Source organism: Bradyrhizobium sp. T-1 (assembly GCF_053592855.1).
This window is the reverse complement of sequence record NZ_CM132115.1, coordinates 761,069-786,811: the sequence shown is the minus strand read 5'-3', so window position 1 is coordinate 786,811 and position 25,743 is coordinate 761,069. Positions and strand designations below refer to the sequence as shown.

The 25,743-nt window shown below is 65.4% G+C and carries 26 protein-coding genes; 15 read left to right on the top strand and 11 right to left on the bottom strand.

The annotated features are described in order from the left end of the window. Positions 1-20 precede the first annotated feature (20 nt). Positions 21-1,625 carry an amidase family protein gene (locus tag ACWAT4_RS03725; protein ID WP_449729819.1) on the bottom strand — a complete coding sequence of 535 codons (1,605 nt, stop codon included), beginning with the start codon at positions 1,623-1,625 and terminating at the stop codon, positions 21-23. Between the two features lie 80 nt (positions 1,626-1,705). Between ACWAT4_RS03725 and ACWAT4_RS03720 the strand changes: the two genes are divergently transcribed. Next, complete coding sequence (locus ACWAT4_RS03720; protein WP_212303455.1) at positions 1,706-2,164, top strand: GNAT family N-acetyltransferase; 459 nt, start codon at positions 1,706-1,708, stop codon at positions 2,162-2,164. A gap of 79 nt (positions 2,165-2,243) precedes the next feature. Next, complete coding sequence (locus ACWAT4_RS03715) at positions 2,244-3,395, top strand: acyl-CoA dehydrogenase family protein (RefSeq protein ID WP_212427917.1); 1,152 nt, start codon at positions 2,244-2,246, stop codon at positions 3,393-3,395. A 90-nt stretch (positions 3,396-3,485) separates the two neighbouring features. Here ACWAT4_RS03715 and ACWAT4_RS03710 read toward each other — a convergent pair whose 3' ends face one another. Continuing rightward, positions 3,486-5,645, bottom strand: a complete 2,160-nt coding sequence (locus ACWAT4_RS03710) for a putative bifunctional diguanylate cyclase/phosphodiesterase (RefSeq protein ID WP_449729818.1) — start codon at positions 5,643-5,645, stop codon at positions 3,486-3,488. 428 nt (positions 5,646-6,073) lie between these two features. Here ACWAT4_RS03710 and mepA point away from each other — a divergent pair, with 428 nt between their 5' ends. The 5 genes from mepA (at position 6,074) to modC (ending at position 10,225) form a co-directional block, all read left to right on the top strand. Further along, entirely contained in the window at positions 6,074-7,018 is a 945-nt protein-coding gene (mepA, locus tag ACWAT4_RS03705) for a penicillin-insensitive murein endopeptidase (protein ID WP_449729817.1), read from the top strand. A 357-nt stretch (positions 7,019-7,375) separates the two neighbouring features. Beyond that, positions 7,376-7,879 carry a hypothetical protein gene (locus ACWAT4_RS03700; protein WP_212303459.1) on the top strand — a complete coding sequence of 168 codons (504 nt, stop codon included), beginning with the start codon at positions 7,376-7,378 and terminating at the stop codon, positions 7,877-7,879. A gap of 193 nt (positions 7,880-8,072) precedes the next feature. Beyond that, positions 8,073-8,858: a molybdate ABC transporter substrate-binding protein gene (modA, locus tag ACWAT4_RS03695; protein ID WP_212303460.1), complete on the top strand. Its 786-nt coding sequence runs from the start codon at positions 8,073-8,075 to the stop codon at positions 8,856-8,858. A gap of 6 nt (positions 8,859-8,864) precedes the next feature. Further along, the gene (gene modB, locus ACWAT4_RS03690) at positions 8,865-9,560 is read left to right on the top strand and encodes a molybdate ABC transporter permease subunit (protein ID WP_212303461.1); all 696 of its coding nucleotides are present in this window, start codon (positions 8,865-8,867) and stop codon (positions 9,558-9,560) included. Positions 9,561-9,562: 2 nt separating this feature from the next. Further along, the gene (gene modC / locus ACWAT4_RS03685) at positions 9,563-10,225 is read left to right on the top strand and encodes a molybdenum ABC transporter ATP-binding protein (RefSeq protein WP_212303462.1); all 663 of its coding nucleotides are present in this window, start codon (positions 9,563-9,565) and stop codon (positions 10,223-10,225) included. Positions 10,226-10,298: 73 nt separating this feature from the next. Here the strand turns inward: modC and ACWAT4_RS03680 are convergent, their stop codons facing one another. Together ACWAT4_RS03680 and ACWAT4_RS03675 are read right to left on the bottom strand one after the other, a co-directional pair. Next, positions 10,299-10,559, bottom strand: coding sequence for a PepSY domain-containing protein (locus ACWAT4_RS03680; RefSeq protein ID WP_212427910.1), 261 nt, complete (start codon positions 10,557-10,559; stop codon positions 10,299-10,301). 141 nt (positions 10,560-10,700) lie between these two features. Next, entirely contained in the window at positions 10,701-12,494 is a 1,794-nt protein-coding gene (locus ACWAT4_RS03675; protein ID WP_449729816.1) for a potassium/proton antiporter, read from the bottom strand. Positions 12,495-12,705: 211 nt separating this feature from the next. Here ACWAT4_RS03675 and ACWAT4_RS03670 point away from each other — a divergent pair, with 211 nt between their 5' ends. Together ACWAT4_RS03670 and map are read left to right on the top strand one after the other, a co-directional pair. Next, a complete protein-coding gene (locus tag ACWAT4_RS03670) occupies positions 12,706-14,022 on the top strand; it encodes a mechanosensitive ion channel family protein (RefSeq protein ID WP_212303465.1) in 1,317 nt (438 codons plus the stop codon). Positions 14,023-14,208: 186 nt separating this feature from the next. Next, complete coding sequence (gene map, locus ACWAT4_RS03665; protein WP_212303466.1) at positions 14,209-15,030, top strand: type I methionyl aminopeptidase; 822 nt, start codon at positions 14,209-14,211, stop codon at positions 15,028-15,030. A 63-nt stretch (positions 15,031-15,093) separates the two neighbouring features. Here the strand turns inward: map and ACWAT4_RS03660 are convergent, their stop codons facing one another. After that, positions 15,094-15,690, bottom strand: a complete 597-nt coding sequence (locus ACWAT4_RS03660; protein WP_212303467.1) for a bifunctional transcriptional activator/DNA repair enzyme AdaA — start codon at positions 15,688-15,690, stop codon at positions 15,094-15,096. A 132-nt stretch (positions 15,691-15,822) separates the two neighbouring features. Here ACWAT4_RS03660 and ACWAT4_RS03655 point away from each other — a divergent pair, with 132 nt between their 5' ends. The 3 genes from ACWAT4_RS03655 (at position 15,823) to radC (ending at position 18,429) form a co-directional block, all read left to right on the top strand. Beyond that, complete coding sequence (locus tag ACWAT4_RS03655; protein ID WP_449729815.1) at positions 15,823-16,767, top strand: DMT family transporter; 945 nt, start codon at positions 15,823-15,825, stop codon at positions 16,765-16,767. Positions 16,768-16,838: 71 nt separating this feature from the next. Further along, positions 16,839-17,660, top strand: a complete 822-nt coding sequence (locus ACWAT4_RS03650) for an intradiol ring-cleavage dioxygenase (protein ID WP_449729814.1) — start codon at positions 16,839-16,841, stop codon at positions 17,658-17,660. Positions 17,661-17,715: 55 nt separating this feature from the next. Further along, positions 17,716-18,429: a RadC family protein gene (radC, locus tag ACWAT4_RS03645; RefSeq protein WP_449729813.1), complete on the top strand. Its 714-nt coding sequence runs from the start codon at positions 17,716-17,718 to the stop codon at positions 18,427-18,429. Positions 18,430-18,444: 15 nt separating this feature from the next. Here radC and ACWAT4_RS03640 read toward each other — a convergent pair whose 3' ends face one another. Further along, positions 18,445-19,362: a tetratricopeptide repeat protein gene (locus ACWAT4_RS03640; protein WP_449729812.1), complete on the bottom strand. Its 918-nt coding sequence runs from the start codon at positions 19,360-19,362 to the stop codon at positions 18,445-18,447. Positions 19,363-19,448: 86 nt separating this feature from the next. On the opposite strand from ACWAT4_RS03640, the gene ACWAT4_RS03635 reads away from it, so the two are divergent. Next, positions 19,449-20,240 (top strand): bestrophin-like domain, encoded by a 792-nt coding sequence (locus ACWAT4_RS03635; RefSeq protein WP_212303472.1) that lies wholly within the window; start codon positions 19,449-19,451, stop codon positions 20,238-20,240. Between the two features lie 25 nt (positions 20,241-20,265). Here the strand turns inward: ACWAT4_RS03635 and ACWAT4_RS03630 are convergent, their stop codons facing one another. Both ACWAT4_RS03630 and ACWAT4_RS03625 read right to left on the bottom strand, forming a co-directional pair. Further along, positions 20,266-20,670: a VOC family protein gene (locus ACWAT4_RS03630; protein ID WP_212303473.1), complete on the bottom strand. Its 405-nt coding sequence runs from the start codon at positions 20,668-20,670 to the stop codon at positions 20,266-20,268. A gap of 25 nt (positions 20,671-20,695) precedes the next feature. Then, on the bottom strand, positions 20,696-21,277 hold the full coding sequence (locus ACWAT4_RS03625; RefSeq protein ID WP_212427904.1) for a TetR/AcrR family transcriptional regulator: 582 nt from the start codon (positions 21,275-21,277) through the stop codon (positions 20,696-20,698). A gap of 157 nt (positions 21,278-21,434) precedes the next feature. On the opposite strand from ACWAT4_RS03625, the gene ACWAT4_RS03620 reads away from it, so the two are divergent. Further along, on the top strand, positions 21,435-21,860 hold the full coding sequence (locus ACWAT4_RS03620; protein ID WP_212303474.1) for a tautomerase family protein: 426 nt from the start codon (positions 21,435-21,437) through the stop codon (positions 21,858-21,860). Positions 21,861-21,932: 72 nt separating this feature from the next. Here ACWAT4_RS03620 and ACWAT4_RS03615 read toward each other — a convergent pair whose 3' ends face one another. Together ACWAT4_RS03615 and ACWAT4_RS03610 are read right to left on the bottom strand one after the other, a co-directional pair. Further along, positions 21,933-22,238, bottom strand: coding sequence for a hypothetical protein (locus ACWAT4_RS03615; protein WP_449729811.1), 306 nt, complete (start codon positions 22,236-22,238; stop codon positions 21,933-21,935). Positions 22,239-22,382: 144 nt separating this feature from the next. Continuing rightward, positions 22,383-22,757, bottom strand: coding sequence for a hypothetical protein (locus tag ACWAT4_RS03610; RefSeq protein WP_212303476.1), 375 nt, complete (start codon positions 22,755-22,757; stop codon positions 22,383-22,385). Positions 22,758-23,040: 283 nt separating this feature from the next. On the opposite strand from ACWAT4_RS03610, the gene ACWAT4_RS03605 reads away from it, so the two are divergent. Continuing rightward, the gene (locus ACWAT4_RS03605; RefSeq protein ID WP_449729810.1) at positions 23,041-24,438 is read left to right on the top strand and encodes a peptidoglycan-binding protein; all 1,398 of its coding nucleotides are present in this window, start codon (positions 23,041-23,043) and stop codon (positions 24,436-24,438) included. Here ACWAT4_RS03605 and ACWAT4_RS03600 read toward each other — a convergent pair. Then, on the bottom strand, positions 24,435-25,715 hold the full coding sequence (locus ACWAT4_RS03600) for an RNA polymerase sigma factor (RefSeq protein ID WP_449729809.1): 1,281 nt from the start codon (positions 25,713-25,715) through the stop codon (positions 24,435-24,437). The genes ACWAT4_RS03605 and ACWAT4_RS03600 overlap by 4 nt on opposite strands. Positions 25,716-25,743 lie beyond the last annotated feature (28 nt).

The window sequence follows — 25,743 nt, the reverse complement described above, 5'->3', positions numbered from 1 at the left end:
TTCAGGCCCTGCGCGGCGGTCTACAGCCCCGGCAGGCCGGGCGGAGGCTTGCGCATGTTGGAGGCCTGCTCATAGGCATAGGCGAGACGCAGCAGCTTGTGCTCGCTCCAGGCACGGCCCGCGAAGCTAACACCAAGCGGATAGTCCGGTGTGTCCTTGCCGTCGGCCCCCGCGACGAAGCCTGACGGCACCATGACGCTGGGATAGCCTGCCTTGGCTGCGATTGCCGCGCCGGTCGCACCGGGAAACAGGACGGCGTCCAGCCTGTGCTGGTTCATGTATGCGTCCATGCCATGCGTCCTGGCCGCGAGCAAATCCATGGCACGTGCGGATTTGTACTCGCGCTCGCTCAGATCGCCTTTGGTGAGGTCAGCGGCGAGAAACAGATCCTGGCCGAAGCGCAGGGCTCTCTCCGCATTCGCCGCGTTGAAGGCGACGATATCGGCCATGGTCTTGATGCCGGTATTGGTCGCCCAATCCCTGAGGTAGAGATTGAGCCCGTACTTCAGCTCGTAGAGAAAAACGATCGGCGCGCCGGTCGGATTGCCCTTGTTGCTGCTCAGCGGATTGCGGTTGAGCACGGCCATGCCGGTGCCAGGCCCGGCGATCCAGCCACGCGTCGGCATGTTGGCGCGCACGATGACGGCACCAAGGTCCTGCATCACTTTGATGACTTCGGCCATCAGCCTGGCCCCGTCGGATGACAACTTGCCGTAGTAGCAATCGTTCAGCGGGTCGGCCGGGTCGCTCGGCACGCCGATGCGCGCGCCCTTCATCGCATCGCGTGCGAGGTCGGCCGTGTAATCGGCCGGCCTGCGCTGCCGCTCCGTCACGGGATCGCGCGGGTCCTCGGCGGCCAGCACATTCAGCAGCAGCGCTGCGTCGCGCACCGTGCGCGTCATCGGCCCCGCGGTGTCCTGACTGTGCGCGATCGGCATGATGCCGGCGCGGCTGATCAGTCCGACGGTCGGCTTGACCGTGACGATGCCATTGCGGCTGGCAGGATGCAGCAGCGAGCCCGAAGTCTCGGTGCCGATCGAGGCTGCGCACAGGCCAGCCGCGACGGCGACCGCCGAACCTGAGCTCGAACCGCCCGGGTCCACGATCGGAATGCCCCTACCGTCCACCAGCGCCGGCACGTAGGGGTTCTTCACCTGGCCGCCCAGCGACGAGTAACCCGAGGGCATGTCGATCGCGAGGATGTTGGCGAACTCGGTCAAGTTCGCCTTGCCCAGGATCACCGCGCCGGCCTTGCGCAGCAGCTTGACGACGGTGGCGTCGCGCTTCGCACGCGCGCCCTCGAGTGCCAGCGAGCCCGCCGTCGTCGGCTGCTTGTCTGATGTCGCGATGTTGTCCTTCACCAGGATCGGGACGCCGGCCAGCGGACGCTTGGCCGACGGCTTGCGGCCGTCGAGCGTGCCGGCGATCGCTCGCGCGTCCGGATTGAGCGCGCGAACGGAATTCAGCATGGGCCCGCCGCGATCATAGGCCGCAATGCGCGCGAGATAGGCCTTTGTGAGCGCCGTCGCGGTGACACGCCCGCCGGCCAGGGCGTCGATGATGTCGCTCATCGGCGCGTCCTCGAGCTTCAGCTCGGCCGGCGCGCGGCGGGTTGGCTTCTTCATCGCGTGCCTCTCGGACGGAGATCTGCTACAAAACGTAGCATTTATCCCGCCGGCACGACAAGCCGGTCAGGAGCCAAGTGATGGACTGCACGATCCGGCCAGCGCTTGCCGACGACGCCGCCGACATCAGCGCGGTGATCCTGCGTGCGCTGCGTGAAACCAATGCCAAGGATTATACCGACGAGATCATCGCCAGGGTGGAGCAAAGCTTTGGTCGGGACGCGGTGCGGGCGCTGATCGCAAAACGCACCGTGTTCGTCGCCTCCATCGGCGGCCGCGTGGTTGGTACGGCAAGCTTGGATGGAAGCGTCGTCCGCACCGTGTTCGTGGCGCCCGACGTCCAGGCGCGCGGCATCGGCAGGCTGCTGATGGCGGAGATCGAGCGCATTGCACGCGAGCGAAACATTGCTGTGTTGACGGTTCCCTCCTCGGTCACCGCCGAGACATTCTACGCCCGCCTCGGCTTCAAGGCCGTGCGCGACAGCTATCATGGCGACGAGCGCACCATCATCACGGAACGGGCGCTCGAGGCGTCCTAGCAGCAGCTTGATCGCCTCTACGAAATAGACCACCATCGCATTTCACCGCTCACGGCAGAATGGGCGAGGAAACGCGGACATGGACGGAACTGTCGGATTTGATCTCGTCGAGCGCGCGCGGGCCATCGTCCCGCTGATTGCGGATGAGGCCGACGAGATCGAGCGAACGCGGCGGCTGACGCCTCAAGTCGTCGATGCGCTGATCGGGAACGGGCTCTATCGGGCATTGCTGCCGCAGAGCCTGGGTGGATCGGAAGCCCCGCCCGAGATTTTCATGCAGATGCTGGAGGAGATCGCGAAGGCCGATGCCTCCACGGCCTGGTGCCTCGGCCAATGCAGCGTCTGCGCCATGATCGCAGCCGCGCTCGACCACGACAGCGCGCACGAGATCTTCAACACGTCGCCGGGCATTCTCGCCTGGGGCGCGGTGGCACATGAGGCGCGCGCGGTTGAGGGCGGCTATCGCGTCACCGGGCGCTGGGATTTTGCCTCGGGCTCGCGGCAGGCGAGCTGGCTTGGCGCCCACGTCCGCATCGTCAGCGCCGACGGCATACCGCGGAAGAATGCCGATGGTTCGCCGGAGATGCGCACAATCCTATTCCCGCTTGCAAGCGCGGTGATGCACGACGTCTGGCAGGCGATCGGGCTCGCCGGCACCGGCACCGATTCCTACGAGGTGAAAGACCTCTTCATCCCCGACCGCTTTGCCGTGTTTCGCGACGTGCCCGAGGCCTTGCGCGAGCCGGGCCCGCTCTATCGGCTTCCGACCGGCTCGACCTTCAGCCTCGGCTTTGCCGCGGTCTCGCTCGGCGTCGCGCGCGCGACGCTGGATGCGGCGATCGCCCTGGCGCGCACGAAGCAGCCGTCGCTGGCGGCGAGCGCGATGCGCGACAATCAGGCGGTCCAGGGCCTGATCGGCCGCACCGAGGGCGACCTGCGCGCCGCCCGCGCCTATCTCTATGCGACGGCGAATGCGATGTGGCGCGACCTCTCGGCGACCAGCGCGTTCAGCCCGGCGCATCGCAGCGCCGTCCGTCTCGCCGCGACCTGGACCATCCAGCAATCGGCCAAGGTGGTCGACACCGCCTATCGCATGGCCGGCGCCACCGCCGTGTTTCGCAGCAATCCGTTCGAGCGGCGGTTTCGCGACATGCATGCAATCGCCCAACAGATCCAGGCGCGCGACACGCATTTCGAGGACGTGGGGAAGATGATTTTGGCGGGGGGCTAGGTGGCAGCCGCGATTGCCGCTGCGCTCCCTCTCCCCGTAAGAACGGGGCGAGGGAGTGAGAGAGCGCGCATCCCTTACGCCAGTAGTCCCTCAAGCCACCAGCGCGGTGTCGCCGTCGATGCCGCGTTGCGCCGCGAGCAGGCTGATGATCTCGACGTTCGGCCGCGCCTTGCTGAACAGAAAGCCCTGGCCCTCGTCGCAGCCCTCGGCACGCAGGCAACTCAGCTCGGCCTCGGTCTCGACGCCTTCGGCCGTGATGATGACCCCTAAGCCTTTGCCGAGGCTGACGATGGAGCGGATGATCGCCTGCGCCTCGCGATTGGCCCCTAAACCGCGCACGAAGGACTGGTCGATCTTGATCTTGTCGAACGGGAAGCTGCGCAAATAGCTCAGGCTGGAATAGCCGGTGCCGAAATCGTCCATCGAGATGCGGACCCCGAGCGTGCGCAGCGCATGCAGCGTCGCCAGCACCTGCGCGCTCTTCTCGAGCAGCAGCGTCTCGGTGATCTCGAGTTCGAGCCGGCGCGGCGGCAGGCCGGATTGCTTCAGCGCATCCGTCACCATCGACAGCAGATTGCCGCTGCGAAACTGGAGCGGCGACAGGTTGACGGCGACGCGGACGTCGTCCGGCCAGGTCGCCGCATCGAGGCAGGCGCGGCGCAGCATCAACCCGCCGAGCGGACTGATCAGGCCAGTGTCCTCGGCGACCGGAATGAATTCGGCCGGCGAGACCATGCCGCGCTCGGCATGCGGCCAGCGCACCAGCGCCTCGAAGCCGGTGATGCGGCCGCTCCGGAGGTCGATCAGCGGCTGATAATAGGGGCGCAGCACGTCGTTCTGGATCGCGTCACGCAGTTCGACCTCGATCTTGCGGCGGCTCTGTGCCTGGGCATCGAGCGCGGCTTCGAAGAAGGCAAAAGTGCCGCGTGCGTCGGACTTGGCGCGCGACAGCGCCATGTCGGCGCTCTTGAGCAGCTTTTCGGAATCGTCGCCATCGCCGGGCGCCGTCGCAATGCCGATGGAGGCGCCGACCACCACGGAATGGCCGTCGAGCAGATAGGGATCGGCAATGGCTTCGAGCAGGCGCTTTGCGAGCCCGACCGCGTCCTCGGGCCGTGTCAGGCCGCTTTGAACAATGACGAACTCGTCGGAATTCAGCCGCGCCAGCGTGTCTTCCTCGCGCAAGGTGGAGCGCAGGCGCTTGGCGACGCCACGCAGCAGCTTGTCGCCGACAGCGTGCCCCAGCGTCTCGTTGACCGACTTGAAATTGTCGAGCCCGAGCATCAGCACCGCGACCTTCTCGACGCTGCGCCGCGTGTGCAGCAACATCTCGTCCATGGTCTGGCGCAACAGATTGCGGTTCGGCAGGCCGGTCAGGGCGTCATGCTGGGCCATGAAAGCGAGCCGCGCCTCGGCGCGCTTGCGCTCGGTGATGTCCATCAAGGCGAGCAGCACCGCCGGCTGCTCGGCATAGGTCAGCTCGCGGGAATAGATCGCAAGATCGATCAGCGCGCCGTCGGCCTTGACGTGCTTCCAGGTGCGGCCGGCCTGCTCGTCGCTGGAACGATCGACGGTCCAGGGCGGCTCGCTGTCGAACGCCTGCAGGGAGCGGATCTTCAGACGCTCGAACTCGGCGCGGCTATAGCCGTAATGCGCGATCGCAGCGTCGTTGACGCCGAGGATGCGCTCGTCGTCCCGCGCGCAGACGATCATGGGGACGGGATTGCCGTCGAACAGCAGGCGGAACGAGGCCTCGCGCTGCTTCAATTCGGTGATGTCGACGCGCAGGCCGACCACGCCGCCGTCATCGGTGCGGCGTTCTTCGATCAGGATGACCCGGCCGTCGGACAGCGTCTGCTCGTGGCGCTTGCCGGGCTCGTAGAGCTTCTTCAGCCGCGCGGCGATCCATTCGTCCTCGTGACCGGCCGCTTCCGGATAGTCGCCGCGGGCAACACCGACGCGCAGCGTGTCTTCGAGGCGCGCGCCTTCCTGGAACAGATCGGCGGTCTTGCTGTAGATCTCGGAATATTGCTTGTTCCAGAGAACGTAACGGCCATCGGGATCCAGAATCACGATGCCTTGCGGCAACAGGTCGACCGCCTGGCGCAGCCGTTCATGCGATTTGCGTGCATCAATGATGGCGGCTTCAGCTTCCGCACGGCTCTGCACGAGTTGGTCGCGTTCGACGGGCTGATGAGGCGCGCGCGCAAATCGCAGCTTGCGCGGCTGTTGGCCGCCTCTCGCAAGCACGGTTCGCTTTCGTTTTTTTGTTCTATTGGACCCCAAACTCAACTTCACACGTCCTAGCCGCGCCTAGCGGCCGCAAGTCTTGCTCCAAGTGTCTGAAAGAAAAGTAATCCTGGTCGGCGGCGCCCATTGAGCCGTGGCTGCGCGCCGGACTGATTTGCCTGTTTGCGAGGCGCGAGAAGCATCGTCAGGCGCATCGAACCTGCGCGCGCGTCGCGATCCGCGAGAGCGGAGGCGCAAAAACGTGCAGTCTCCATGATTCAATTCCGGAACGCAGGCCCGCTTGCATGCGGGACCGGGACGCCTCTCGTTCCGCGCACGAATTTTGGTCAGTGCGGGATAGAGTTATCGCGCGGTTAAGAATCACGCCCGCATGACGTGCCGCATCGTTCGGTGACCCCAGCGCGGTGTTGGGTTATAAGGATGCCAGCATGAGTCCCCGCCGCATCGCCTCTCTCCTGCTTGTCATGACGCTCCTGGCCGCCGGCGGCGCGCTGGCCCAGGACAAGGGCAGCGTCAACCCGAAGCCGCTGCCGCCGCTCGCCAATCCGAACGATCCCAAGCTCGGCGCCAAGGATCTGTTCGCGCGAAAACTGCTGCCCTCGAGGGGACCGGCCCGCGTCATCGGCTCCTATGTGAAGGGCTGCATCGGCGGCGCGCAGCAGATGCCGCTCAACGGCGACAATTGGCAGGTGATGCGGCTGTCGCGGAACCGCAATTACGGTCATCCCGACATGATCGCGCTGATCAAGCGCCTCGCCGCCAAGGCGCACAAGGACGCGGGATGGCCGGGCATCCTGGTCGGCGACATCGGCCAGCCGCGCGGCGGCCCTGCACTCTCCGGCCATGCCAGCCATCAGATCGGCCTCGATGCCGACATCTGGCTGACGCCGATGCCCGATCACCGGCTCTCGCGCGAAGAACGCGAGGAGATGTCGGCAGTGATGATGGTGCGCGAGGATCGCCTCGACATCGATCCCAGAGTGTTCACGCCGAGCCATGTGCTGGTGCTGCGCGACGCCGCGCAGGAGCCGGCGGTACAGCGCATCTTCGTCAATCCCGCGATCAAGAGGGCGTTGTGCCGTGAGGCCAGGGGCGACCGTTCCTGGCTGTCGAAGATCCGGCCCTGGTGGGGCCACGACTATCACTTCCACATCCGCATGCGCTGCCCGGCGGGCGCCGGCGAATGCGAAGGCCAGCCATCGCAATCCGAGGACGAAGGCTGCAAGCCCTCCGATTTCGCCTACTGGTTCAGCGAAGGCGTGCTGCACCCGAAACCGCCACCGGAGCCGCCGAAGCCGAAACCGCCGATGACGCTGGCCCAGATGCCGGCGGCCTGCAAAGCCGTGCTGCACGCGGGCGATGCGAAGCCGTAGGGCGCGTGGTTGGGCGCGCTGCCACCTCATACACCACCGTCGTCCCGGGGCGCGAAGCGAGCCGGGGACCGCCGCGCGAGCGCTTGCGCTTGTCGCGCTAGCCACAGGACGTGGCTGCGCTCCGCTTGTCCGGGATGACGAGGGGAGATTGACGCTGCCACTACACACACCAGTGTCGTCCCGGGGCGCTACGCGCCCCCCCGGGATGACGAAGTAGTTGGTTGGTTCGCACTCCCCAAATGCGCTAGGATCGCCGCGCCGCCTGGCCGTAAGCCCGCGGCATTCCGGGATGCGCATCCCGTCCTTCAACAAACCTGACCGCAAGCCGCGCCTGGCGTGGCCAACGATGAGATTGACATGCGCGTCCTCGCTCTTCTTGCCGTGCTCACGATCAGCGCGACCTCCGCTTTCGCCGCCGAAGAGCCCAGCGGCTGCGACAAGTTCAAATGGCCGATCGAGCGCGATCGCGCCGCGCTGACTGCGCCGGACCGTGCCAGGCTCGCCTCGGGCAGCGAACAGGCCGCCGTCCCGGCATCGGCCATCACTCTGGGGCTGGTCGCGCCGCAGGAGGCAAGACTGCCCTCGCCGCCGGAGCGGGCGCCGAAGGACGGCACCTTTGCCGGCTTCACCAGCATCAAGGCGGCCAAGGCCGGGCTCTACACGATCAGCCTGTCCTCCGGCGCCTGGGTCGATCTTGTCCAGGACGGGCATTTCCTCAAGCCGGTGGCCTTCAGCGGCGCGACCGATTGCGACGGCATCCGCAAGACCATGAAATACGAGCTCTCGGACAAGCCGTTTGTGCTCCAGATCAGCGGTGCCAAGGACAATTCACTGTCCATTGCGATCCTGCCGGCCCAATAAGCGGGTCTGGCTAGACAAACCGTCGCCTTTGACCTGAGGCGCCGGCCTGCTATCTTCGCACCTGCGATATCCCCGCCGGCCGTAAGCCGCTGCGGGACACGTGGAACAGCGCTTCCGCCCGTCGCGACTTGAACCCACCCAACGCCAGATTTGCGCGTGCGTTTGTGCGCGCGCGGGGCACGGAGCGCCATCCATGTATCGACTTGCCGGACTTTTCACTGCCTTCGTGCTTCTCGCGAGTGCGAGCCTTTCGCCCGCCAGCGCCGAGGACAAGACCATCACCGTGTTCGCCGCGGCCTCGATGAAGAACGCGCTCGACGAGATCGATGCGGCCTACACCGCCAAGACCGGCGTCAAGTTCAGCGTCAGCTATGCCGCGAGCTCGGTGCTGGCCAAACAGATCGAGCAGGGCGCGCCGGCCGACGTGTTCGTCTCCGCCGACACCGACTGGATGGACTACGCTCTCTCCAAGAAGACCATCAACGAGCCTTCCAGAGTCAACCTGCTCGGTAACAGCATCGTGCTGATCGCGCCGAAGGATTCCAAGATCGACAACGTCACCATTGCGCAGGGCTTTGATCTCGCAAAGCTCGCCGGCGACGGCAAGATCGCGACCGGAGACGTCAAGTCGGTGCCGGTCGGCAAATATGCCAAGGCCGCACTGGAGAAGCTCGGGGCCTGGCAGGCGGCCGAGCAGAAATTCGCGATGGCCGAGAGCGTGCGCGCCGCGCTGACGCTGGTCGCGCGTGGCGAAGCCGCGCTCGGCATCGTTTATTCCACCGACGCCAAGGTCGAGCCGGGCGTGAAGATCGTCGGCACCTTCCCGGCGGATTCGCATCCCGCGATCATCTATCCGGTGGCGGCGACCACGACGGCGAAGCCCGAGACCAGCGATTATCTCGCCTTCCTGCGCTCGACGACGGCCAAGACCATTCTGGAAAAATACGGTTTTAAATTCCTGATCAGCCCGACCACCTGATTTGTCGTGTTCGACATCTCTCCCGCCGAATGGACGGCAATCCTGCTCTCGCTCAGGGTCGCCGTCATCGCGACGCTGGTGGCAACGCCATTCGGCATTGCGCTGGCGTGGCTGCTCGCCCGCAAGGATTTTTGGGGCAAGTCGGTGCTCGATGCCGTCGTGCATCTGCCGCTGGTGCTGCCGCCGGTCGTGACCGGCTATCTGCTGCTGCTCACCTTCGGCCGCCGCGGCCTCGTCGGCGGCTTCCTCGCCGATCATCTCGGCATCGTCTTCGCCTTCCGCTGGACCGGCGCGGCGCTCGCCTGCGGCGTGATGTCGTTTCCGCTGCTGGTGCGCCCGATGCGGCTGTCGATCGAGGCGATCGACCGCAAGCTCGAACAGGCCGCCGAGACGCTCGGTGCTGCGCCTTTCAAGGTGTTCTTCACGGTGACGCTGCCCTTGGCGCTGCCCGGCGTGCTCGCCGGCATGGTGCTCGGCTTTGCCAAGGCGATCGGCGAGTTCGGCGCCACCATCACCTTCGTCTCCAACATTCCCGGCGAGACCCAGACGATCTCGTCCGCGATCTATTCCCTGATCCAGACACCGGACGGCGACGCCGCCGCGGGGCGGCTCGTGATCGTCTCGATTGTGCTCGCACTCGGCGCGCTCATGGCTGCCGAATGGTTCGCCCGCCGCGCCACGCAGCGCTTGCACGGGAACTGACCATGCTGCGCGTCGATGTCGAAAAACAGCTCGGCGAATTCTCGCTTCAAGCGTCGTTCTCGAGCGAAGGCCGCGTCACCGGCCTGTTCGGCGCCTCCGGTGCCGGCAAGACCTCGCTGATCAACATGATCGCGGGCCTGCTGCGGCCCGACCGCGGCACCATCGTCATCGACGGCGAGACCGTCGACGACACCGCCGCCGGCATTCACGTGCCGGCCTGGCGCCGCCGCATCGGCTATGTGTTCCAGGATGCGCGGCTGTTTCCACATCTCAACGTCGCGCAAAATCTCGACTATGGCAGGCGGATGAACCGTCTCGCGCGCGATCCGGCGCAACACACGCGCGTCGTCGAGCTGCTCGACATCGGCGCGCTGCTCGATCGCCGCCCCGGAAAGCTCTCCGGCGGCGAACGCCAGCGCGTCGCGCTCGGCCGTGCGCTGTTGTCGAAGCCGCGCCTCTTGCTGCTCGACGAGCCGCTCGGCGCGCTCGACGAGGCCCGCAAGCTCGAGATCCTGCCCTATCTGGTCCGGCTGCGCGACGAAGCCAATGTCCCGATGGTCTATGTCAGCCACGACGTCGCCGAACTGCGTCAGCTCGCGACGCAGATCGTGATGCTCAGGCAGGGGCGGGTGACGTCGTTCGGCGGGGTGAAAGTGCTGACGTGAAGTGCGCTGCCAACCCATCCACCGCTGTCGTCCCGGCGAAGAATCTGATCCTCGCCGGACACCGCGTTTGCCTTTACCACCCGCGATCGACGTTGCGGACGTCGCCGGTTCGGGCGTCGACGTCGACCTCCATCCAGCGGCCGCTGCGGTCGCGGCCTTCGATCTGCCATTCGTCGCCGGCGAACTCGGTGTGTGAGATGGTCATGACGCCGATATCGGTCGCGACATCGAGCGCCGCCTGCATCGAGATCTGATCGCCCGTGTCATAGGCCATCGCCGGCGCCGCCGCTCCCAGACTGAGCGCGACGATGGCGGGCAGGATGAGTTTGCGCATGAATTGCTCCTGTCAGACGTGTTGACCGTTACGCGGCTAAGAACGGACAACGCCGCAGAGCGTTCCGGAACCGGATGCGGCGATTTGGTGGCGGTTGTCTGGCAATCGCCCTCACGACGACTTTCGCGAGATGGGCAGCCTCTAAACTCCCGCTACCGAGGCCCAGAGCTCCGCGAGCTTCTTCCGCAGCGCCTGGCTGCGGGTCGGCGGGGGCGGCGTCTCATCTTCTTCCGGCAGGCGGAGGCCGACGACGTTGACGCGGCCGCCGGAGATCGAGCGCGCCACCAGCACGATCGAATCCAGAGCGAGCTCGGCGCCTTCCTTCGGTGCGCGATCGAGATGGACGTCGAAATAGTCAGCGAGCGTGAGCTTGCCGTCATCCTCGCCGATCTTCACGCCGTAGATCTCGGCGAGCTCGGCGAGCGTGTGCTCGCCGGAGACCATGAAGTCGCCGAGCAGATGCGGGTCGGGCGCCGTGCTCGGCTGCATGTCGACGAAGAAGCGGTCGAGCGCCTCGGCTTTTTCCGGCGGCGCGAGCAGATAGATGTAATCCCCGGGCGCGACCGGCTCGGCTTCCGCCGGCGTCAAAATGCTCTCTTTGCGGATCACCAGGGTCGGCTTGGACCAGGACGGAATCAGCCCGCGCCGGAAATAGAGACTCTTGGGCCGGACCGGATAGCCGACCAGCTGCTGCTCGAGCTGGCCGGGCAGATCCAGCTCGACGCGGCGCGGACCGCGCTCGGCGCGCGGCAGTGCCACGTGCAGCTTGCGCGCGGCCGGCGCCAGCGTCCAGCCTTGCAGCAGCAGCGAGATGATCACAACGACGAAGGCGACGTCGAAATAGAGATAGGCCTTCGACAGGCCCACCAGCATCGGGATCGACGCCAGGAAGATCGCGACCGCGCCGCGCAGGCCGGTCCAGGCAATGAAGATCTTTTCGCGCCAGTTGAAACGGAACGGCGCCAGGCAGACGAACACCGCGATCGGCCGGGCCACCAGCATCAGGACGAAGGCGACGCCGATCGCCGGCAGGACGCTGGAGCCCAGCCGGCTCGGCGACACCAAAAGGCCGAGCAGCACGAACATCACGATCTGTGCCAGCCAGGTCGCGGCGTCCAGGAACGCCACGACCGAATTATGCGCGCGCGTCGGCCGGTTGCCGATGATGATACCGGCGAGGTAGACGGCCAGGAAGCCGGAGGCATGCATGATCTGCGAGCCGCCGAAGATAACGAGCGCGGCCGTGGTGACGAACGGCGCATGCAGGCCCTGCGGCAGCGCGACCTTGTTGAGCCCGATGACGACGAGGCGTCCGCCGATCACGCCGACGACGGCGCCGAGCGCCGCCTCCTGGATGAACTCCATCGCGACATGACCGGGCGTGCTCGAGCCCAGCGAGATGTATTCGACCAGCATCAAGGTGAGGAAGATCGCGAAGGGATCGTTGGTGCCGGATTCCGCTTCCAGCGTCGCGCCGACGCGCGGACGCAGACGCAGGCCCTGGGTGTGCACCAGCAGGAACACGGCCGCCGCGTCGGTCGAGGCGACCACAGCACCGACCAGCAGCGACTCCGCCCAGTTGAGGTCGAGCGCGTATTTCGCGAACGGCGCCGTGATCAGCGCCGTCAGGAGCACGCCGACGGTCGCGAGCACCACGGAGGGCGCGAGCACGGCACGGATACTGGCAAAGCGCGTCTTCAACCCGCCGTCGAACAGGATCAGGGCCAGCGCCACCGAACCGACCAGATAGGTCGTGCCGACGTCGTTGAACTGAATCTGACCGGGGCCGGAATCGCCAGCGAGCATGCCGATGGCAAGGAAGACGAGCAGCAACGGCGCACCGAAGCGCAGCGCGAGCAGGCTCGACAGGATACCGGCCATGACGAGGACGGCGCCGAGCAGAATGGCGATGCTAAAAGAGTCGAGGGAGGCCATCCACCTTCCGGGTACAAATCGCTGGAATTTCATCCATATCGTCGCAGCCCCTGCGCGCCAACCCATTTTCTCCCGCTCGCGGCAATCTGCCCGTATTTTGCGGCCTTAACGCGCTTCACTTCGCGGTGTATCGATGGCCCGGCCGCTTCCTTTGTGAGAATCTGCGGCGCTTTCGAATCAAACCGCCCGACCGCTTTCCCGAGACCGCCCGATGGACATGGACCTCAAAGACCTCATGGAGTTCGTGCAGACGACTGCGCGCAGCGTCGGGGCGGAAATCTCGTCCCCCTGGTTCTACCTGCAATTCGGATTGATTCTGGCGGCGGCGGGGATCGCCTATGCTGCGGAAGCCGCAATGCGCAGCCGTGTGGACACGAACTCGCTCGCGATGCGCTGGCCGATGCCGCTTCGCCGTTTCGTCCACGTGATGGCCGCCAGCACCTCGACGGCCGTGTTCACCCTGCTCGTGATCATCTCGCGCGTGGTGATGTATCATGCGACCTGGCCGAGCCGCAGCTATCTCTTGATGGTCGCCGCCAAGCTTGGGCTCGCCTGGCTCGCGATCCGGCTCGTGACCTCGGTGCTGCGCAACGCCTTCATCGTCAAGCTGGTGTCGGTTGCCGCCTGGTTCTTCGCTGCGCTGTCCATCCTCGGCCAGCTCGACACCACGGTCGACCTGCTCGATTCCTACGCGATCGTGCTCGGCGGGCTGCGATTGACGCCGCTGCTGGTGATCAAGGCCGGCGCGCTCCTGATCATCGCGCTCTGGCTCACCAACATCGCCAGCAATTTCGCCGAGAGCAAGATCAACTCGACGACCGATCTGACGCCGTCGGTCCAGGTGCTGCTGATCAAGATCATCCGCATCGGGTTGCTGGCGGTCGCCATCGTGATCGCGCTCGGCGCGGTCGGCATCGACCTCTCGGCGCTCGCGGTGTTCTCCGGCGCGGTCGGCGTCGGTATCGGCATCGGCCTGCAGAAGATCGTGGCCAACTTCATCTCCGGCATCATCCTGCTCGCCGACAAATCGGTGAAGCCGGGCGACCTCGTCACCATCGGCGACAACACCGGTCGCATCAGCGCGATGAAGACGCGCTATATTTCCGTGGCCGCCGGCGACGGCCGCGAATTCCTGGTGCCGAACGAGGATCTGGTGACGCAGAAGGTCGTCAACTGGACCTACACCGACAAGAACACGCTGGTGAAGATCACCTTCGGCACCAATTACGACGCCGATCCGAAGCTGGTCTGCAAGGTCGCGATCGAGACCGCGTCGGCCCATCCGCGCGCGCAGAAGGGCAAGCCGCCGAACTGCCTGCTCACGGAGTTCGCGGAGGCCGGCATGAAGTTCTCGCTGACGCTCTGGCTTGCGGACCCTGACGGCATGGATGCCGTCAAGAGCGACGTGATGCTGGCGCTGTGGGACGCCTTCAAGCGCGAGGGCATCCGAGTTCCCTACCCGGTCCGGGAAATCCGCGTCCGCGGCGGTGCGCTGCCGGTCGAAACCACCGTAGAAGTCCCGACTTGAGCCCGCTTTCGCCCGCTTGGCGGGTAGGATTCTTGCTTTAACGCGTCTTCTTGGCGCGAACCGGGACCCACTTCGCTCGAAAACGCCTTAGCCTGAGCTTGCACGAAGGCCCGCAATCATTAAATTAGGGCCTGAAATCAAGCCCTTCCGCCCGCACCGGGCCCAAGCCCAGAAGACAATATCCGCATGAGCTACGTCGAAGCCACCGATACCTCCCTGCGCAAGACCGGACAGATCAAGCTGCATGGGCCGGCCGCCTTTGCCGGCATGCGCAAGGCGGGTGCCCTGGTGGCGAAGTGCCTCGACGAGCTCACCGACATCGTCGGCCCCGGCGTGCCGACCGATCGCATCGACGAATTCGTCCGCGACTTCGCCTTCAGCCACGGCGCCTATCCGGCCACGCTGATGTATCGCGGTTATCGCTACTCGACCTGCACCTCGCTCAACCACGTGGTCTGCCACGGCATGCCCGGCGACCGACCGCTGAAGGAAGGCGACATCGTCAACATCGACGTCACCTTCATCGTCGACGGCTGGTACGGCGATTCCAGCCGGATGTATGCGGTCGGCCCGATCGCACGCAAGGCCGAGCGGCTGATCGAAGTGACCTATGAAGCCATGATGCGCGGCATTGCCGCAGTGAAGCCCGGCGCCACCACCGGCGACATCGGCCACGCCATCCAGAGCTTCGTCGAGCCGCAGGGCATGAGCGTGGTGCGCGATTTCTGCGGCCATGGCCTCGGGCGCATGTTCCACGACGAGCCGAACATCATCCATATCGGCCGGCCCGGCGAAGGCGTGCAACTCAAGCCCGGCATGTTCTTCACCATCGAGCCGATGATCAATCTCGGCAAGCCGCATGTGAAGATCCTGTCCGACGGCTGGACTGCGGTGACCCGCGACCGCTCGCTGTCGGCGCAGTTCGAGCACTCGGTCGGCGTGACGGCGACGGGCGTCGAGATCTTCACGCTGTCGGAGCGGCATGGCGAGAAGCAGATCGGCCAATGATACCCGGTCATTCCGGGGCGCCGCGCAGCAGCGAGCCCGGAATGACAACGCAGTGATCGTTCTCTATCGCCGCCGGCGAAACGATGACGGCGGCCTTTTGTAGGTCGCGGCAAAGGCATCGTTGAACCGGCGGACACTGCCGAAGCCCGCCGCAAACGCAATCTCCGCCAACGTCATCTCAGTCTGATCGATCAGGCGCTTGGCTTCCTGCACGCGCCGGGTCGCCGCGATGTCGTTCGGGCTCGCGCCGGCATGGCGCAGGAACAGGCGCAACAAATGGCGCGGCCCGACGCCAAGCGCCTCGGCGAGCTCCGTCATGGTGGCGCGATCGAGAAAGCCGTCATCGATCAGCCGCATCCCGCGCGCCACGGTCGTGGCCGTCCCCAGCCAGGCCGGCGAGCCCGGCGCCGTTTCCGGCCGGCAGCGGAGGCACGGACGAAAGCCGGCCCGCTCGGCGGCCGCCGCAGTCGCATAGAAGGTGACATTCTCCGAGCGTGCGGGACGAACCGGACAGACCGGCCGGCAATAGATGCGCGTCGAGCGAACGCCGGAGAAGAACAGGCCGTCGAACGACCGGGCACGTGCCAGCCGCGCCCGGTCGCATGTCTCCCAATCGAGATGCGGTGGCAGGGCTTGCCGTTGCGCCGGGCCGGTCGTCATGCCCCGACAATAGTTTCGATGCGGGGCGCGGAGTAGCTGAAATCGGACTCGATCGAACGATGAGGTCCGAATTCGGCCAGCCCGCGCCGTTGCCTTCGGATCATGTTGCCGGCAGATCCCGGAGCAAATCACATGAGCACGCAGGCCGAATACGCGACATCGAAGCAACCCGCCCTCGCCTGCGAAATCGCCCTCTTGCTGCTGCTGTCGCTGATCTGGGGCAGCTCCTTCACGCTGATCAAATTGGCTATCCCTTCGATTCCGCCATTCACGATGGTCGCGGGGCGCGTGACGCTCGCGGCAGGTCTCCTCCTTCTTGTTGCGAAGGTGCAGGGACACGCACTTCCGGGCCAGGGATCGGTGTGGGCGGCCTTCTTCGTGCAAGGGCTGCTGCAGAGCGCACTGCCGTTCACGCTGATCAGCTGGGGCGAGGCGCATATCACGAGTGGCCTTGCCGGCGTGCTCAATGCGACACCACCGATGTTCGTGCTCGCGATCGCGTTGATGACCGGGCGCGGGCGACAGGCCGTCAGCGGCCGGACAATGGCCGGCGTCGGTCTCGGCCTCGCGGGCGTCGCGATAACCTTGGGGATCGATGCGCTGTCCGGCATCGGCACGACTGCGCCACTGGCGCAAGCGGCCGTGCTCGGCGCGAGCCTTTGCTACGCGCTCGCGCCACTATGGGGGCAGCGGTTCAAAACACTTCCCGCGATCGTCACGGCCGCAGGCGCCATGAGCTGCGCCGCAATCCTGATGCTGCCCGCGGCCGCGATCCTCGAGCGGCCGTGGACGCTGGCGCCACCGCCGGCGCAGGCAATCGCAGCTGTGGTCGCGCTCGCGGTCGTCTGCACGGCATTCGCGATGGTGATCTATTTCCGGCTGATCCGCACACTTGGTCCACTCGGCACCACCAGCGGGAGCTATCTGCGGGCGGGTTTCGCGGTGATGCTCGGCACCACCCTGCTCGGCGAAAGTTTCACCTGGTCAGCTTTGGCCGGAATGACGCTCATTCTCACCGGAGTGATCACTGTCACGTTACCCCCGCGCGCGCGACACGATGGGAAACCGCGGAGCTGATTGTCGCCATCATCAAAGCCTGATCTTGCCATCCTGTTTCCCGATGACGTCAAGCAAACAGGAGACAAGCAGTGAGTACCTCGACGCGGCGCGGCTTCCTCGGATTTGTATCGGCCAGCGCCGCGGGCCTGCTGCCGGCCCGCGCAAAGGCTGCTTTTGTTGCGGCGGACGCCGGGCCCGCCTGCATCCTGACGCCACAGGCGGAGGAAGGGCCGTTCTACTTCGACCCGAAACTCGTGCGATCCGACATCGCCGAGGGCAGGCCCGGCGTGCCGCTGACCCTGCGGCTGCGGGTGATCGAGGCCGGGGCGTGCACCGCTATTCATGACGCGCGGGTCGACATCTGGCATTGCGACGCGAAGGGGCTCTATTCGGCGTTTCCTGGCCAGAGCGATGCACACAATGTCGATGCGACCGGCAAGACATTCCTGCGCGGCACGCAAATGACCGATGGCGCCGGGTGGGCGATGTTCAACACCATCTATCCCGGCTGGTATGACGGCCGCACCACGCATATCCATTTCAAAGTGTTTCTCGGCGACCGGACCGTGCTGACCGGGCAGACCTTCCTGCCCGACGCGCTGAACGAGTTCATCTACGCCAATGTACCCGACTATGGCGGCCGCGCGCGTCAGCGCATGGTGATCAACGCCAACGACCACGTCATCGAACGTTCCGATCCCGAGCATCGTGCCTTCTGCGCGGTGAAGGAGGAGTGTGATCGCTACGTCGCGACGCTGACGCTCGGCGTCGATCGCCGGGCGGAGGCGACGGTCGGACGCGCCGGTCCGCCTCCGGGCCCGCCGCCCGGAGCCATGGGCGGGCCGATGTTCGAACGCCCGATCAAGGACCGGCTCGCTGCGCTGGTGCCGGGGTGGAAGCGCGATCGCTGAGACCGCGGCAATTGACGGTTGCAAAAACGGAGATCCGCAGCAATGCTGGCGGACGATGCCCGCCAGGACCGACGCCGACGACAGCAAGCCCGAGGACACGCCGCATTATCTCGGCCATCGCGAGCGGCTGCGCGAGCGCTTCTACAGCGCGGGCGCGGACGCGCTCAGCGACTACGAGCTGTTGGAAATGGCGCTGTTCCCGGCGCTGCCGCGGCGCGATACCAAGCCGCTGGCAAAGACACTGATCAAGATTTTCGGCTCGTTCGCCGAGGTCGTTCATGCGCCGGTGGCGCGCTTGCGCGAGGTCGATGGCGTCGGTGAATCCGCGATCAACCAGCTCAAGCTGATCGCTGCCGCCGCGCATCGTGTCGCCAAGGGCGAGGTCAACAGCCGCAACGCACTGTCGTCGTGGAACGAGGTGATCGCCTATTGCCGCACCAGCATGGCCTTCGCCGACAAGGAACAGTTCCGCCTGCTCTTCCTCGACAAGCGCAACCAGCTGATCGCCGACGAGGTGCAGCAGACCGGCACCGTCGACCACACCCCGGTCTATCCGCGCGAGGTGATCAAGCGCGCGCTAGAGCTTTCGGCCACCGCCCTCATCCTCGTTCACAATCATCCGAGTGGCGATCCCTCGCCTTCGCAGGCCGACATCCAGATGACCAAAGCGATCATCGACATCGCCAAGCCGCTCGGGATTGCCGTGCACGACCACATCATCGTCGGCAAAAGCGGGCATGCGAGCCTGCGCGGGATGCGGCTGATTTAAGACCAATCAGGACATCTAATTCCTGCTGGTCCTCAGGTGTTCTTCCGCTGCGCTGAAGCCGCTCTTTGCCTTGAGCGTCAGAGCCGTTGGTTGCGGCTTCCATTCGGAAACCAGTTTTTCTGCAGTCGCAAGCTCCGGCTTGGACAGCAGGGTAGCCATCTCATTCACATTTTTCCTTGGCGCGATGTTCGAGAGTTTGAAATACGCATACGACAAGGACAGATCTCGTGGCGCGCCTTTTCCTGCAGAATACACGCGAGATAGGTTGAAGAGGGCGTTGGGATATCCCTGATCAGCCGCCATCTTCCACCATCTCAGCGCCTCTTGCGAATTTCCTCGCCTGTCATACAGATTTGCGACATCGTGCTGGGCAAGTGCGTAACCGGCATTGGCGGAAACAAGCTTGTATTTCAGTGCCTGATCCGGGTCGGATTCGACAATGCCGGCGCCCTGCCCATCGTAATAACAGCCGAGCTTATAAGCTCCCAGCGGATGATTGGACGCAGCCGATTTTTGAAACCACCCGAATGCCTGGCTACGATCCTGTTGCGTGCCAATGCCGTTATTATACATCATGCCCACATGGTACTGCGCCTCAGCGTCTCCTTTGTTGGCCAATACCACCATCGCGTTGAAGGTGTCCGCGTCATTTGCGCCGGCGGGCAATGCGAAGAACAGGAGGCACGTAAAGACCAAAGCGACAAGTTTCATGTTCAATTCCGATTGAGCTTGAACCATCATTCCTTGGTCCTCAAAACCGAGGACAGGTTCGCTGCGGGACGGCGAACGAGCCTGCGGCATCTTCGCCGCGACTCCCCTCCCCTGGAAGCGACGATTCAAGAAAATGCAAATCGGATCAGCGCGATAAACCGGACATTGGCTTGACGCACAACCATCCCCCCGGAGGCTCGACCAGCCGACAGGCATCGTCATGCGTCCTCGATCGTCGGGCGGGCCGGGGGTCGCCAGCGCCACGGGACGCGGCTGATTTCACCCCACGAATCGCGTAGCAGAACCGCATGAGCGACTGGCTGCACAACCTGCCGGTGCCCCTGATGGCGCTGGTGATCTTCGGCTTCACCTACCTGCTGGCAGCAGCGGTGTTCATCTCCGTCGCACGGGTCGCGACCGAAGAGCGGGCGAAAGCGCTGAAGGCGATCTCGCCGGGCATGCTGCCGGTGCTCGGCATCATCTTCGGCCTGTTCGTCGCCTTCACCGCGGCGCAGGTCTGGGGTGACAGCGACCGCGCCGGCGCCGCGGTGAGCCGCGAGGCCAGCGCGCTGCGCAGCGCGGTGCTGCTCGCCGCCGGCCTGCCGGCGGAGCAGGAAACGAAGCTACGCGGACTGGTGCGCGACTATGTCGGTCAGGCCGTTGCGGAGGAATGGCCGATGATGGCGCATCAGGAGGCCTCGCTGAAGGCGACGCCCTCGGCGCTCGCCGAGGCCTTGCAGCTCGTCGTCACGATGACGCCGCAGGGCCGAACGCAGGAAACCACGCAGCGCGAGGTCCTCGCCGCGCTGGAGCAGGCGCTGGATGCGCGGCGGCAGCGCATCATCGTCAGCCTGGCCTCGGTCAATTCGGTGAAATGGTGGTGCCTGTATCTCCAGGCCCTGTGCGAGTTGCTGGTGATCGGCTTCGTTCATTGCGACAACCGCCTGGGATCGGCCATCGCGATGGGCCTGTTCGCAACCGGCGTCGCCACCTCGGTGCTCCTGATCGCCGCGCACGATCGTCCGTTCACGGGCCAGATATCGATCTCGCCCGAGCCGCTACGCCAGATCATGCCGGAGGCCCCGGCGGCGCGAAATTGATTGCACCGACCGCCGGGCTCATGCGCTAGCCGCGCGCCAACGCGCAGTTCAACATCCATTGCACGCCGAAGCGATCGGTGAGCTTGCCGTAATAGTCGCCCCAGGGCTGGATGCCGAGCGGCGTGGTGATCGTGCCGCCTTCGGCGAGACGCGCGAACAGGTCCGTCGTTGCGTCCTGATCATCCATCATCAGGTGGTGCGCGGAGCCGCGCATGGGCTCGGCGTCGTCGTTGTCCGAAGCATAGAAGCAGATGCCGGGGCCTTCGAACTTCGCGTGCATGATCTTGCCGCGCATCGCGGGATTCCGGAGCGGCATGCCGCCCTGGCCGTGGCGCATGATCTCGGTGACGTTGCCGAGACCGCAGGCCGCGTAGAAGGCAAGCGCCGGTTCGCACAGGGTCGTGAAAAAGAGATAGTTCGACAGGCGCATATCTCGCACTCCTCGGTTGAATTGATCAGGTTTCTGCGCAGGCCTTGAGCGCAGCCGCGCGGCACGCGGACGCAATCGCGGCGCTGACATCCTTGTCCGCGACCGCGCGCGCCATCGTGACACCGCCGGAGAGGATCGAGAGCAGCGCCCAGGCACGCGCGCGCTTGTCCTTGGCGGCGCGGCCCGGCAACCCCTCGGCGACCGCGTTCACGACGCCCTCGATCTCGGCCTCGAACACGGTCCTGACCCCGACTTCTGCACGCTGCACCTCGGAGGTCAGGCTCTGCAACGCGCAGCTCGAACCGAGCTCGCAGACCCGCTTCTGACCGAGATAGAAATCGACGAATACCTCGACCCATTTGGGACCGTGTTCGGCGCGCAAAGTCTCGACGCCGATGCGCAGCTCCTCAAGGCCCGCGACCAACGCGGCCTTGAATGCCTCCCCCTTGGACGAGAAATGTCCGTAGAACGCGCCGGAGGTGACCTCGGCCTCCTTGGCGAGACCGTCGACGCCGATGCCGCCATAGCCCTGGCGGCGGAAGCCACGGCCGGCCGCCGCGACCATGCGCGCGCGGGCCTCTTCCTTGTGTCCGGATTTGTATCGCACCACCGCACCTTTTACATAACGATCGTTATTTTATTGTTGACGGCATCGCCCACGCCGTGCGAATGCAATCACGATCGTTATATAACGATCGCAATATTACCGCAAGCCACGATCGCAGCCGGCGGTCGCGGCGCAGACATCACGAGGAGTTCCAATCATGCCGATCACCGTCGTCGCCACCGATGGCATCTTCACTGCCGCCGCCGAGAAGACCATGTTCGCCGAGCTGACCGCCTCGTTTCTCAGGCATCATGATCTGGCAGGCAATCCGTTCATCACGCCGAATGTGATCGGCGAGATCAACACCGTCCCGAAAGGCCGGTCCTTCGCCGGCGGAACGTCAAACGACATCGTCGTGGTCGAGTTGAAAGTCCCATCCTTTGCGTTGGCAAGCGCCGAACAAAAGGCGAGCTTCATCAGAGAGGCCACCGACATCGCGTTCAAGGCCGCGGAAGGCCGTCATCCGCGCGAGCGGATTTTCGTCAACATGGTCTATGCGGTGGACGGCCTGTGGGGCATCGGCGGCAAGGCCTACACCAATGCCGAGCTTGGCGACGCCGTCAGCCAGGCCAGCGCTGCTTAAGTAGCGCGATCGGTCATAGCGATCAGATATGGCAACGCCGGCGGTGCGAGACAGCGCCGGCGCAAGATCGGCTCAGTAACAGTATCTCGGATCGACAGGGACGTAGCGGCCGTCCCGGCGCTGCATGTAGCAGCCGCGTTGATACGCGTAATAGCCGGAGCGGCGGCGTTCGCCTTCCGACGCGATCGCAGCACCCGTGCCGGCGCCGACGACGGCACCGATGGCCGCGCCGCGGCCACCGCCAAGCGCGCCACCCACGATCGCCCCGCCCACGCCGCCGATGATGGCGCCGCCGAGAGCGTCCTGCGCCATCGCATCATGGACCGGCACGGCCATCGCAACCGAGAAACACATCGCAATTCCAAGACGTCGAAGCATCCCGAATCCTCCCATCCGATCGGGCCAGTCATAGCGTTTGGAACGATCCCGTGCCAGAAATTTCGATTGAATCCGACGCGCGCCCGCCCCTTGCGCCAAAGGGCCAGCCTGTCACGACAGCCACGGCTGAAGCACCTGCCGCGGCTACGGCTCGAGCCAGCGCTGCACGGATTCTGCCGTGTCGGCGGGCGTGGTGTTGAAGCAGATGGCGGCCTGCGGCGCCAGGCGGTGGACGAGGTTGAGCACCTTCTCGAACAGCAATAGCCGCTCCTTCGGCTCGCGCAGACCGGCGCCGATGACGATGCAATCGAAGCGCTCGTCGCGCAGCGCCGCCGTCACGGCAGCTTCAGCGGCGGCGTCGAGATCGATCAGGCAGCTCGTGACCTCATAGCCGAGCCCGCGCAGGCGCAGCAGCTGTGCTTCGATGTAGTTGCGCACGAGCGCCGGCGTGAGCTGCGGGAATGCGCTGTAATCCGCATTGCCGGGTTCGATGCCGATCGCGAGAACGCGCTTGGTCATTGCGGGATTCCCTAAGCAGACCGTCTCCGTCGTTAACGGATGACCGCCCGGCCGGTTCCCGGATTGCGTGTGATGGCGGCGCACTCGCGCATACGTCACCGATATTGCGTCCTTTGACCGCAATCTTTCGCGCCGCAGGTGTAAGCCATTTCACATGCACTCTGGCGATGGCCTGCCACATTTGCCGAACCACACTCAGAGCCCGTGCCCGCAAACGGTCGCACGCGGCTCATGCTTGATTGCACGACGAACCGATAATTTTATCCATTCGCGGGAGCAGGAGATGGTGTCATACGAGAGCTTGAAGAGTGAATATGAGAGAAACTGGGCCAATCTCCAGATCAGGCCCACGCGTCTCGGCGAGGCCAATGCGACGGCACGCAAGGCCATCAACGGCAAGGCGACCTACCAGCAGGTCGAGCGACTGACAGGCGTGCCCTGGTACTTCGTCGCGCTCTGCCATTATCGCGAGTCCAATTTCGATTTCGACACCTATCTCGGCAACGGCGAAACGCTGCATCGCGTGACCTGCCTCGTTCCGAAAGGGCGCGGCCCGTTCAGCTCGTTCGTCGACGGTGCCGTGGACGCGCTGAGAATCCAGCACTTCGTCGGCACGCAGGACTGGTGCATCGCACGCACGCTTTACCGGCTCGAATGCTTCAACGGCCTCGGCTATCACGCCAAAGGCGTCAACTCGCCCTATCTCTACGGCGGCTCGACCCTGTACGGACCGACCGAAGCAAGGGGTGGCAAATTCGTCGCCGACCATGTTTTCGATCCTAATCATGTCGATACCCAGCTCGGCACCGCGGTCATCCTGCATGCGATGATGGCGCTGGATTCCTCGATCACGATCGACGACAGCCCGTCCATTGCCCCTCACTCCGAGCCCGACGAGGATGTGGCGTCATCGGTGCTGCTGATGCAGCAGACCCTGAACAGGCTCGGCGCCAATCCGCCGCTCGACGAAGACGGCATCAGCGGACCGAAGACCAAGGCGGCGGTCTCCGAATTTCAGCAAGGCCACGGCCTTCCCGACACCGGTCTGCTCGACGGAGCCACGGTCGCCGCCATCACGCGCGCAGGGATGCAGCCGGTCCAGACGGCAAATGTCGATCTGTCCCAGATCCTGAAGCGGCTCGAAGGTCTCGCGCAATTGCTGCAAGGCGCAAGCGCGTCACCAGCTGCCACAGCACCTGGCGGTACGACATCCGGCGGCACGACAGTGGCCACCAATGATCCAGTCAGCCTGCTCGAACGGCTGTTCTCTCTCGTCAACAAGACCGCGCCGCTGCCCGGAACGACCACTCCGGCCAATCCCACGCCCGTCGACCAGCTGAAGCCGGTGCTCGACCTGCTCGGCGTCCTGCTCGACAAGAACAGCAAGCCCGTGCTCGGCCAGGTCAACGGCGCGCTTGGCGAGACTATCGGCAAGATGCTCGACGGCAAGAAGACCGCGCTCGGCATCGGCGGCTCGCTCATCACCGCGCTGCTTTCGGCGGTGACCGCAAGCCCCAATGCGGGAGGCCTTGCCGGACTGTTCGGAACGATCGCGTCGGCGGTGCCGGGCCTGAGCCAGTTCGCGCTTCCGATCTCGCTGGCGATGACGGCCTGGGGCGTGCTCGGCAAGCTGGAGAAATGGGCGCAAGGCACCGCGCCGCCGCCCAAGCCGACGACCTAGCTGTCCTGGGTGTGAAGCGCCGCAGCGCGGCGCTCCATCAGCGCGCGTTCACGTCCATTGGTCGCCAGATGCGCGGCGGCCTCGAACGCCTGCCGCGCCTCTGCGAGCCGTCCGAGCTTTTGCAGTAGGTCACCGCGAACCGCGGGCAGATGGTGATAGGCGCGCAGCGCCGGCTCGCCGGCGATCTGGTCCAGCACGTCGAGGCCGGCCTGCGGCCCCCAGGCCATACCGACCGCGACCGCGCGATTGAGCTCGATCACCGGCGAGCGCACCAGCCGCGCCAGCTCGGCATAAAGCTGCGCGATGCGCCGCCAGTAGGTAGCTGCAGCGGACTCTGCCCTGGCATGACACGCCGCGATCGCAGCCTGAAGCGCGTAGAATCCGCCGGCGCCGCCGAGCTCGCCGGCACGTTCGAGCGACCGCAGCCCGTGGCGGATCTGAAGCCAGTCCCAGAGCGTGCGATCCTGGTCCATCAGCAGAATGGGGTCACCCTTCGCATCGGTGCGCGCCCGCGCCCGCGCGGCATTCAGATCCATCAGCGCGACGAGGGCGTGAACCTCAGGCTCGTCCGGAGCCAGGCCTGCGAGCACGCGGCCCATGCGCAGCGCCTCGTCGCAGAGCTGCGGCCGCAGCCATTCCTCGCCGCGCGCGGCGAGATAGCCCTCGTTGAAGATGAGATAGACGACCTCCAGCACCGAGGCGAGGCGCTCCGACAGCGCCTCGCCGCTCGGCGTCTCATAAGCAAGACCGGAATTCGACAGCGTCCGCTTGGCGCGGACGATACGCTGGGAGATGGTTGCTTCAGGCACGAGATAAGCGCGCGCGATCTCGGACGTGGTCAGGCCGCAGATCATGCGCAGCGCCAACGCCGTGCGCGCCTCGCGCGACAGGATCGGATGACAGGCCGTGAAGATCAGCCGCAGCAATTCATCGCCGATATCATCGTCGAGCGCGGCATCGAAATCCGGCACGGTCTCCTGCTCCTGCAACATGTCCCGCGCCAGCATGTCGTGCTTGTCGCCAAGCATCTTGCCGCGGCGCAAATGATCGAGCGCGCGCCGCCGGGCGGCGGTCATCAGCCAGGCGCCGGGATTGTCAGGGACACCGACGGCGGGCCAGGCTTCGAGCGCCGCCACCAGCGCGTCCTGGGTCAGCTCTTCCGCGAGCGGCACGTCGCGCAGCATCCGCGCCAGCGTCGCGATCAGCCGCGGCTGCACGACGCGCCAGGTTGCGTGAATCGTGGCACGGATGGCCTGATCGATGTCGGCGGCCGTCATCGCCGCCGACCCTGACGCGGTGTGCCAT

Coding starts and splice junctions, on each gene's coding strand:
- ACWAT4_RS03720 (WP_212303455.1), top strand. CDS start 1,706: ATGGACTGCACGATCCGGCCAGCGCTTGCCGACGACGCCGCCGACATC.
- ACWAT4_RS03635 (WP_212303472.1), top strand. CDS start 19,449: ATGAGCGACTGGCTGCACAACCTGCCGGTGCCCCTGATGGCGCTGGTG.
- ACWAT4_RS03615 (WP_449729811.1), bottom strand. CDS start 22,238: ATGCTTCGACGTCTTGGAATTGCGATGTGTTTCTCGGTTGCGATGGCC.
- ACWAT4_RS03620 (WP_212303474.1), top strand. CDS start 21,435: ATGCCGATCACCGTCGTCGCCACCGATGGCATCTTCACTGCCGCCGCC.
- ACWAT4_RS03640 (WP_449729812.1), bottom strand. CDS start 19,362: ATGACGATGCCTGTCGGCTGGTCGAGCCTCCGGGGGGATGGTTGTGCG.
- ACWAT4_RS03630 (WP_212303473.1), bottom strand. CDS start 20,670: ATGCGCCTGTCGAACTATCTCTTTTTCACGACCCTGTGCGAACCGGCG.
- ACWAT4_RS03680 (WP_212427910.1), bottom strand. CDS start 10,559: ATGCGCAAACTCATCCTGCCCGCCATCGTCGCGCTCAGTCTGGGAGCG.
- modA (WP_212303460.1), top strand. CDS start 8,073: ATGTATCGACTTGCCGGACTTTTCACTGCCTTCGTGCTTCTCGCGAGT.
- ACWAT4_RS03670 (WP_212303465.1), top strand. CDS start 12,706: ATGGACATGGACCTCAAAGACCTCATGGAGTTCGTGCAGACGACTGCG.
- ACWAT4_RS03715 (WP_212427917.1), top strand. CDS start 2,244: ATGGACGGAACTGTCGGATTTGATCTCGTCGAGCGCGCGCGGGCCATC.
- mepA (WP_449729817.1), top strand. CDS start 6,074: ATGAGTCCCCGCCGCATCGCCTCTCTCCTGCTTGTCATGACGCTCCTG.
- ACWAT4_RS03725 (WP_449729819.1), bottom strand. CDS start 1,625: ATGAAGAAGCCAACCCGCCGCGCGCCGGCCGAGCTGAAGCTCGAGGAC.
- modC (WP_212303462.1), top strand. CDS start 9,563: ATGCTGCGCGTCGATGTCGAAAAACAGCTCGGCGAATTCTCGCTTCAA.
- ACWAT4_RS03605 (WP_449729810.1), top strand. CDS start 23,041: ATGGTGTCATACGAGAGCTTGAAGAGTGAATATGAGAGAAACTGGGCC.
- radC (WP_449729813.1), top strand. CDS start 17,716: ATGCCCGCCAGGACCGACGCCGACGACAGCAAGCCCGAGGACACGCCG.
- ACWAT4_RS03700 (WP_212303459.1), top strand. CDS start 7,376: ATGCGCGTCCTCGCTCTTCTTGCCGTGCTCACGATCAGCGCGACCTCC.
- ACWAT4_RS03675 (WP_449729816.1), bottom strand. CDS start 12,494: ATGGCCTCCCTCGACTCTTTTAGCATCGCCATTCTGCTCGGCGCCGTC.
- map (WP_212303466.1), top strand. CDS start 14,209: ATGAGCTACGTCGAAGCCACCGATACCTCCCTGCGCAAGACCGGACAG.
- ACWAT4_RS03600 (WP_449729809.1), bottom strand. CDS start 25,715: ATGACGGCCGCCGACATCGATCAGGCCATCCGTGCCACGATTCACGCA.
- ACWAT4_RS03660 (WP_212303467.1), bottom strand. CDS start 15,690: ATGACGACCGGCCCGGCGCAACGGCAAGCCCTGCCACCGCATCTCGAT.
- ACWAT4_RS03610 (WP_212303476.1), bottom strand. CDS start 22,757: ATGACCAAGCGCGTTCTCGCGATCGGCATCGAACCCGGCAATGCGGAT.
- ACWAT4_RS03655 (WP_449729815.1), top strand. CDS start 15,823: ATGAGCACGCAGGCCGAATACGCGACATCGAAGCAACCCGCCCTCGCC.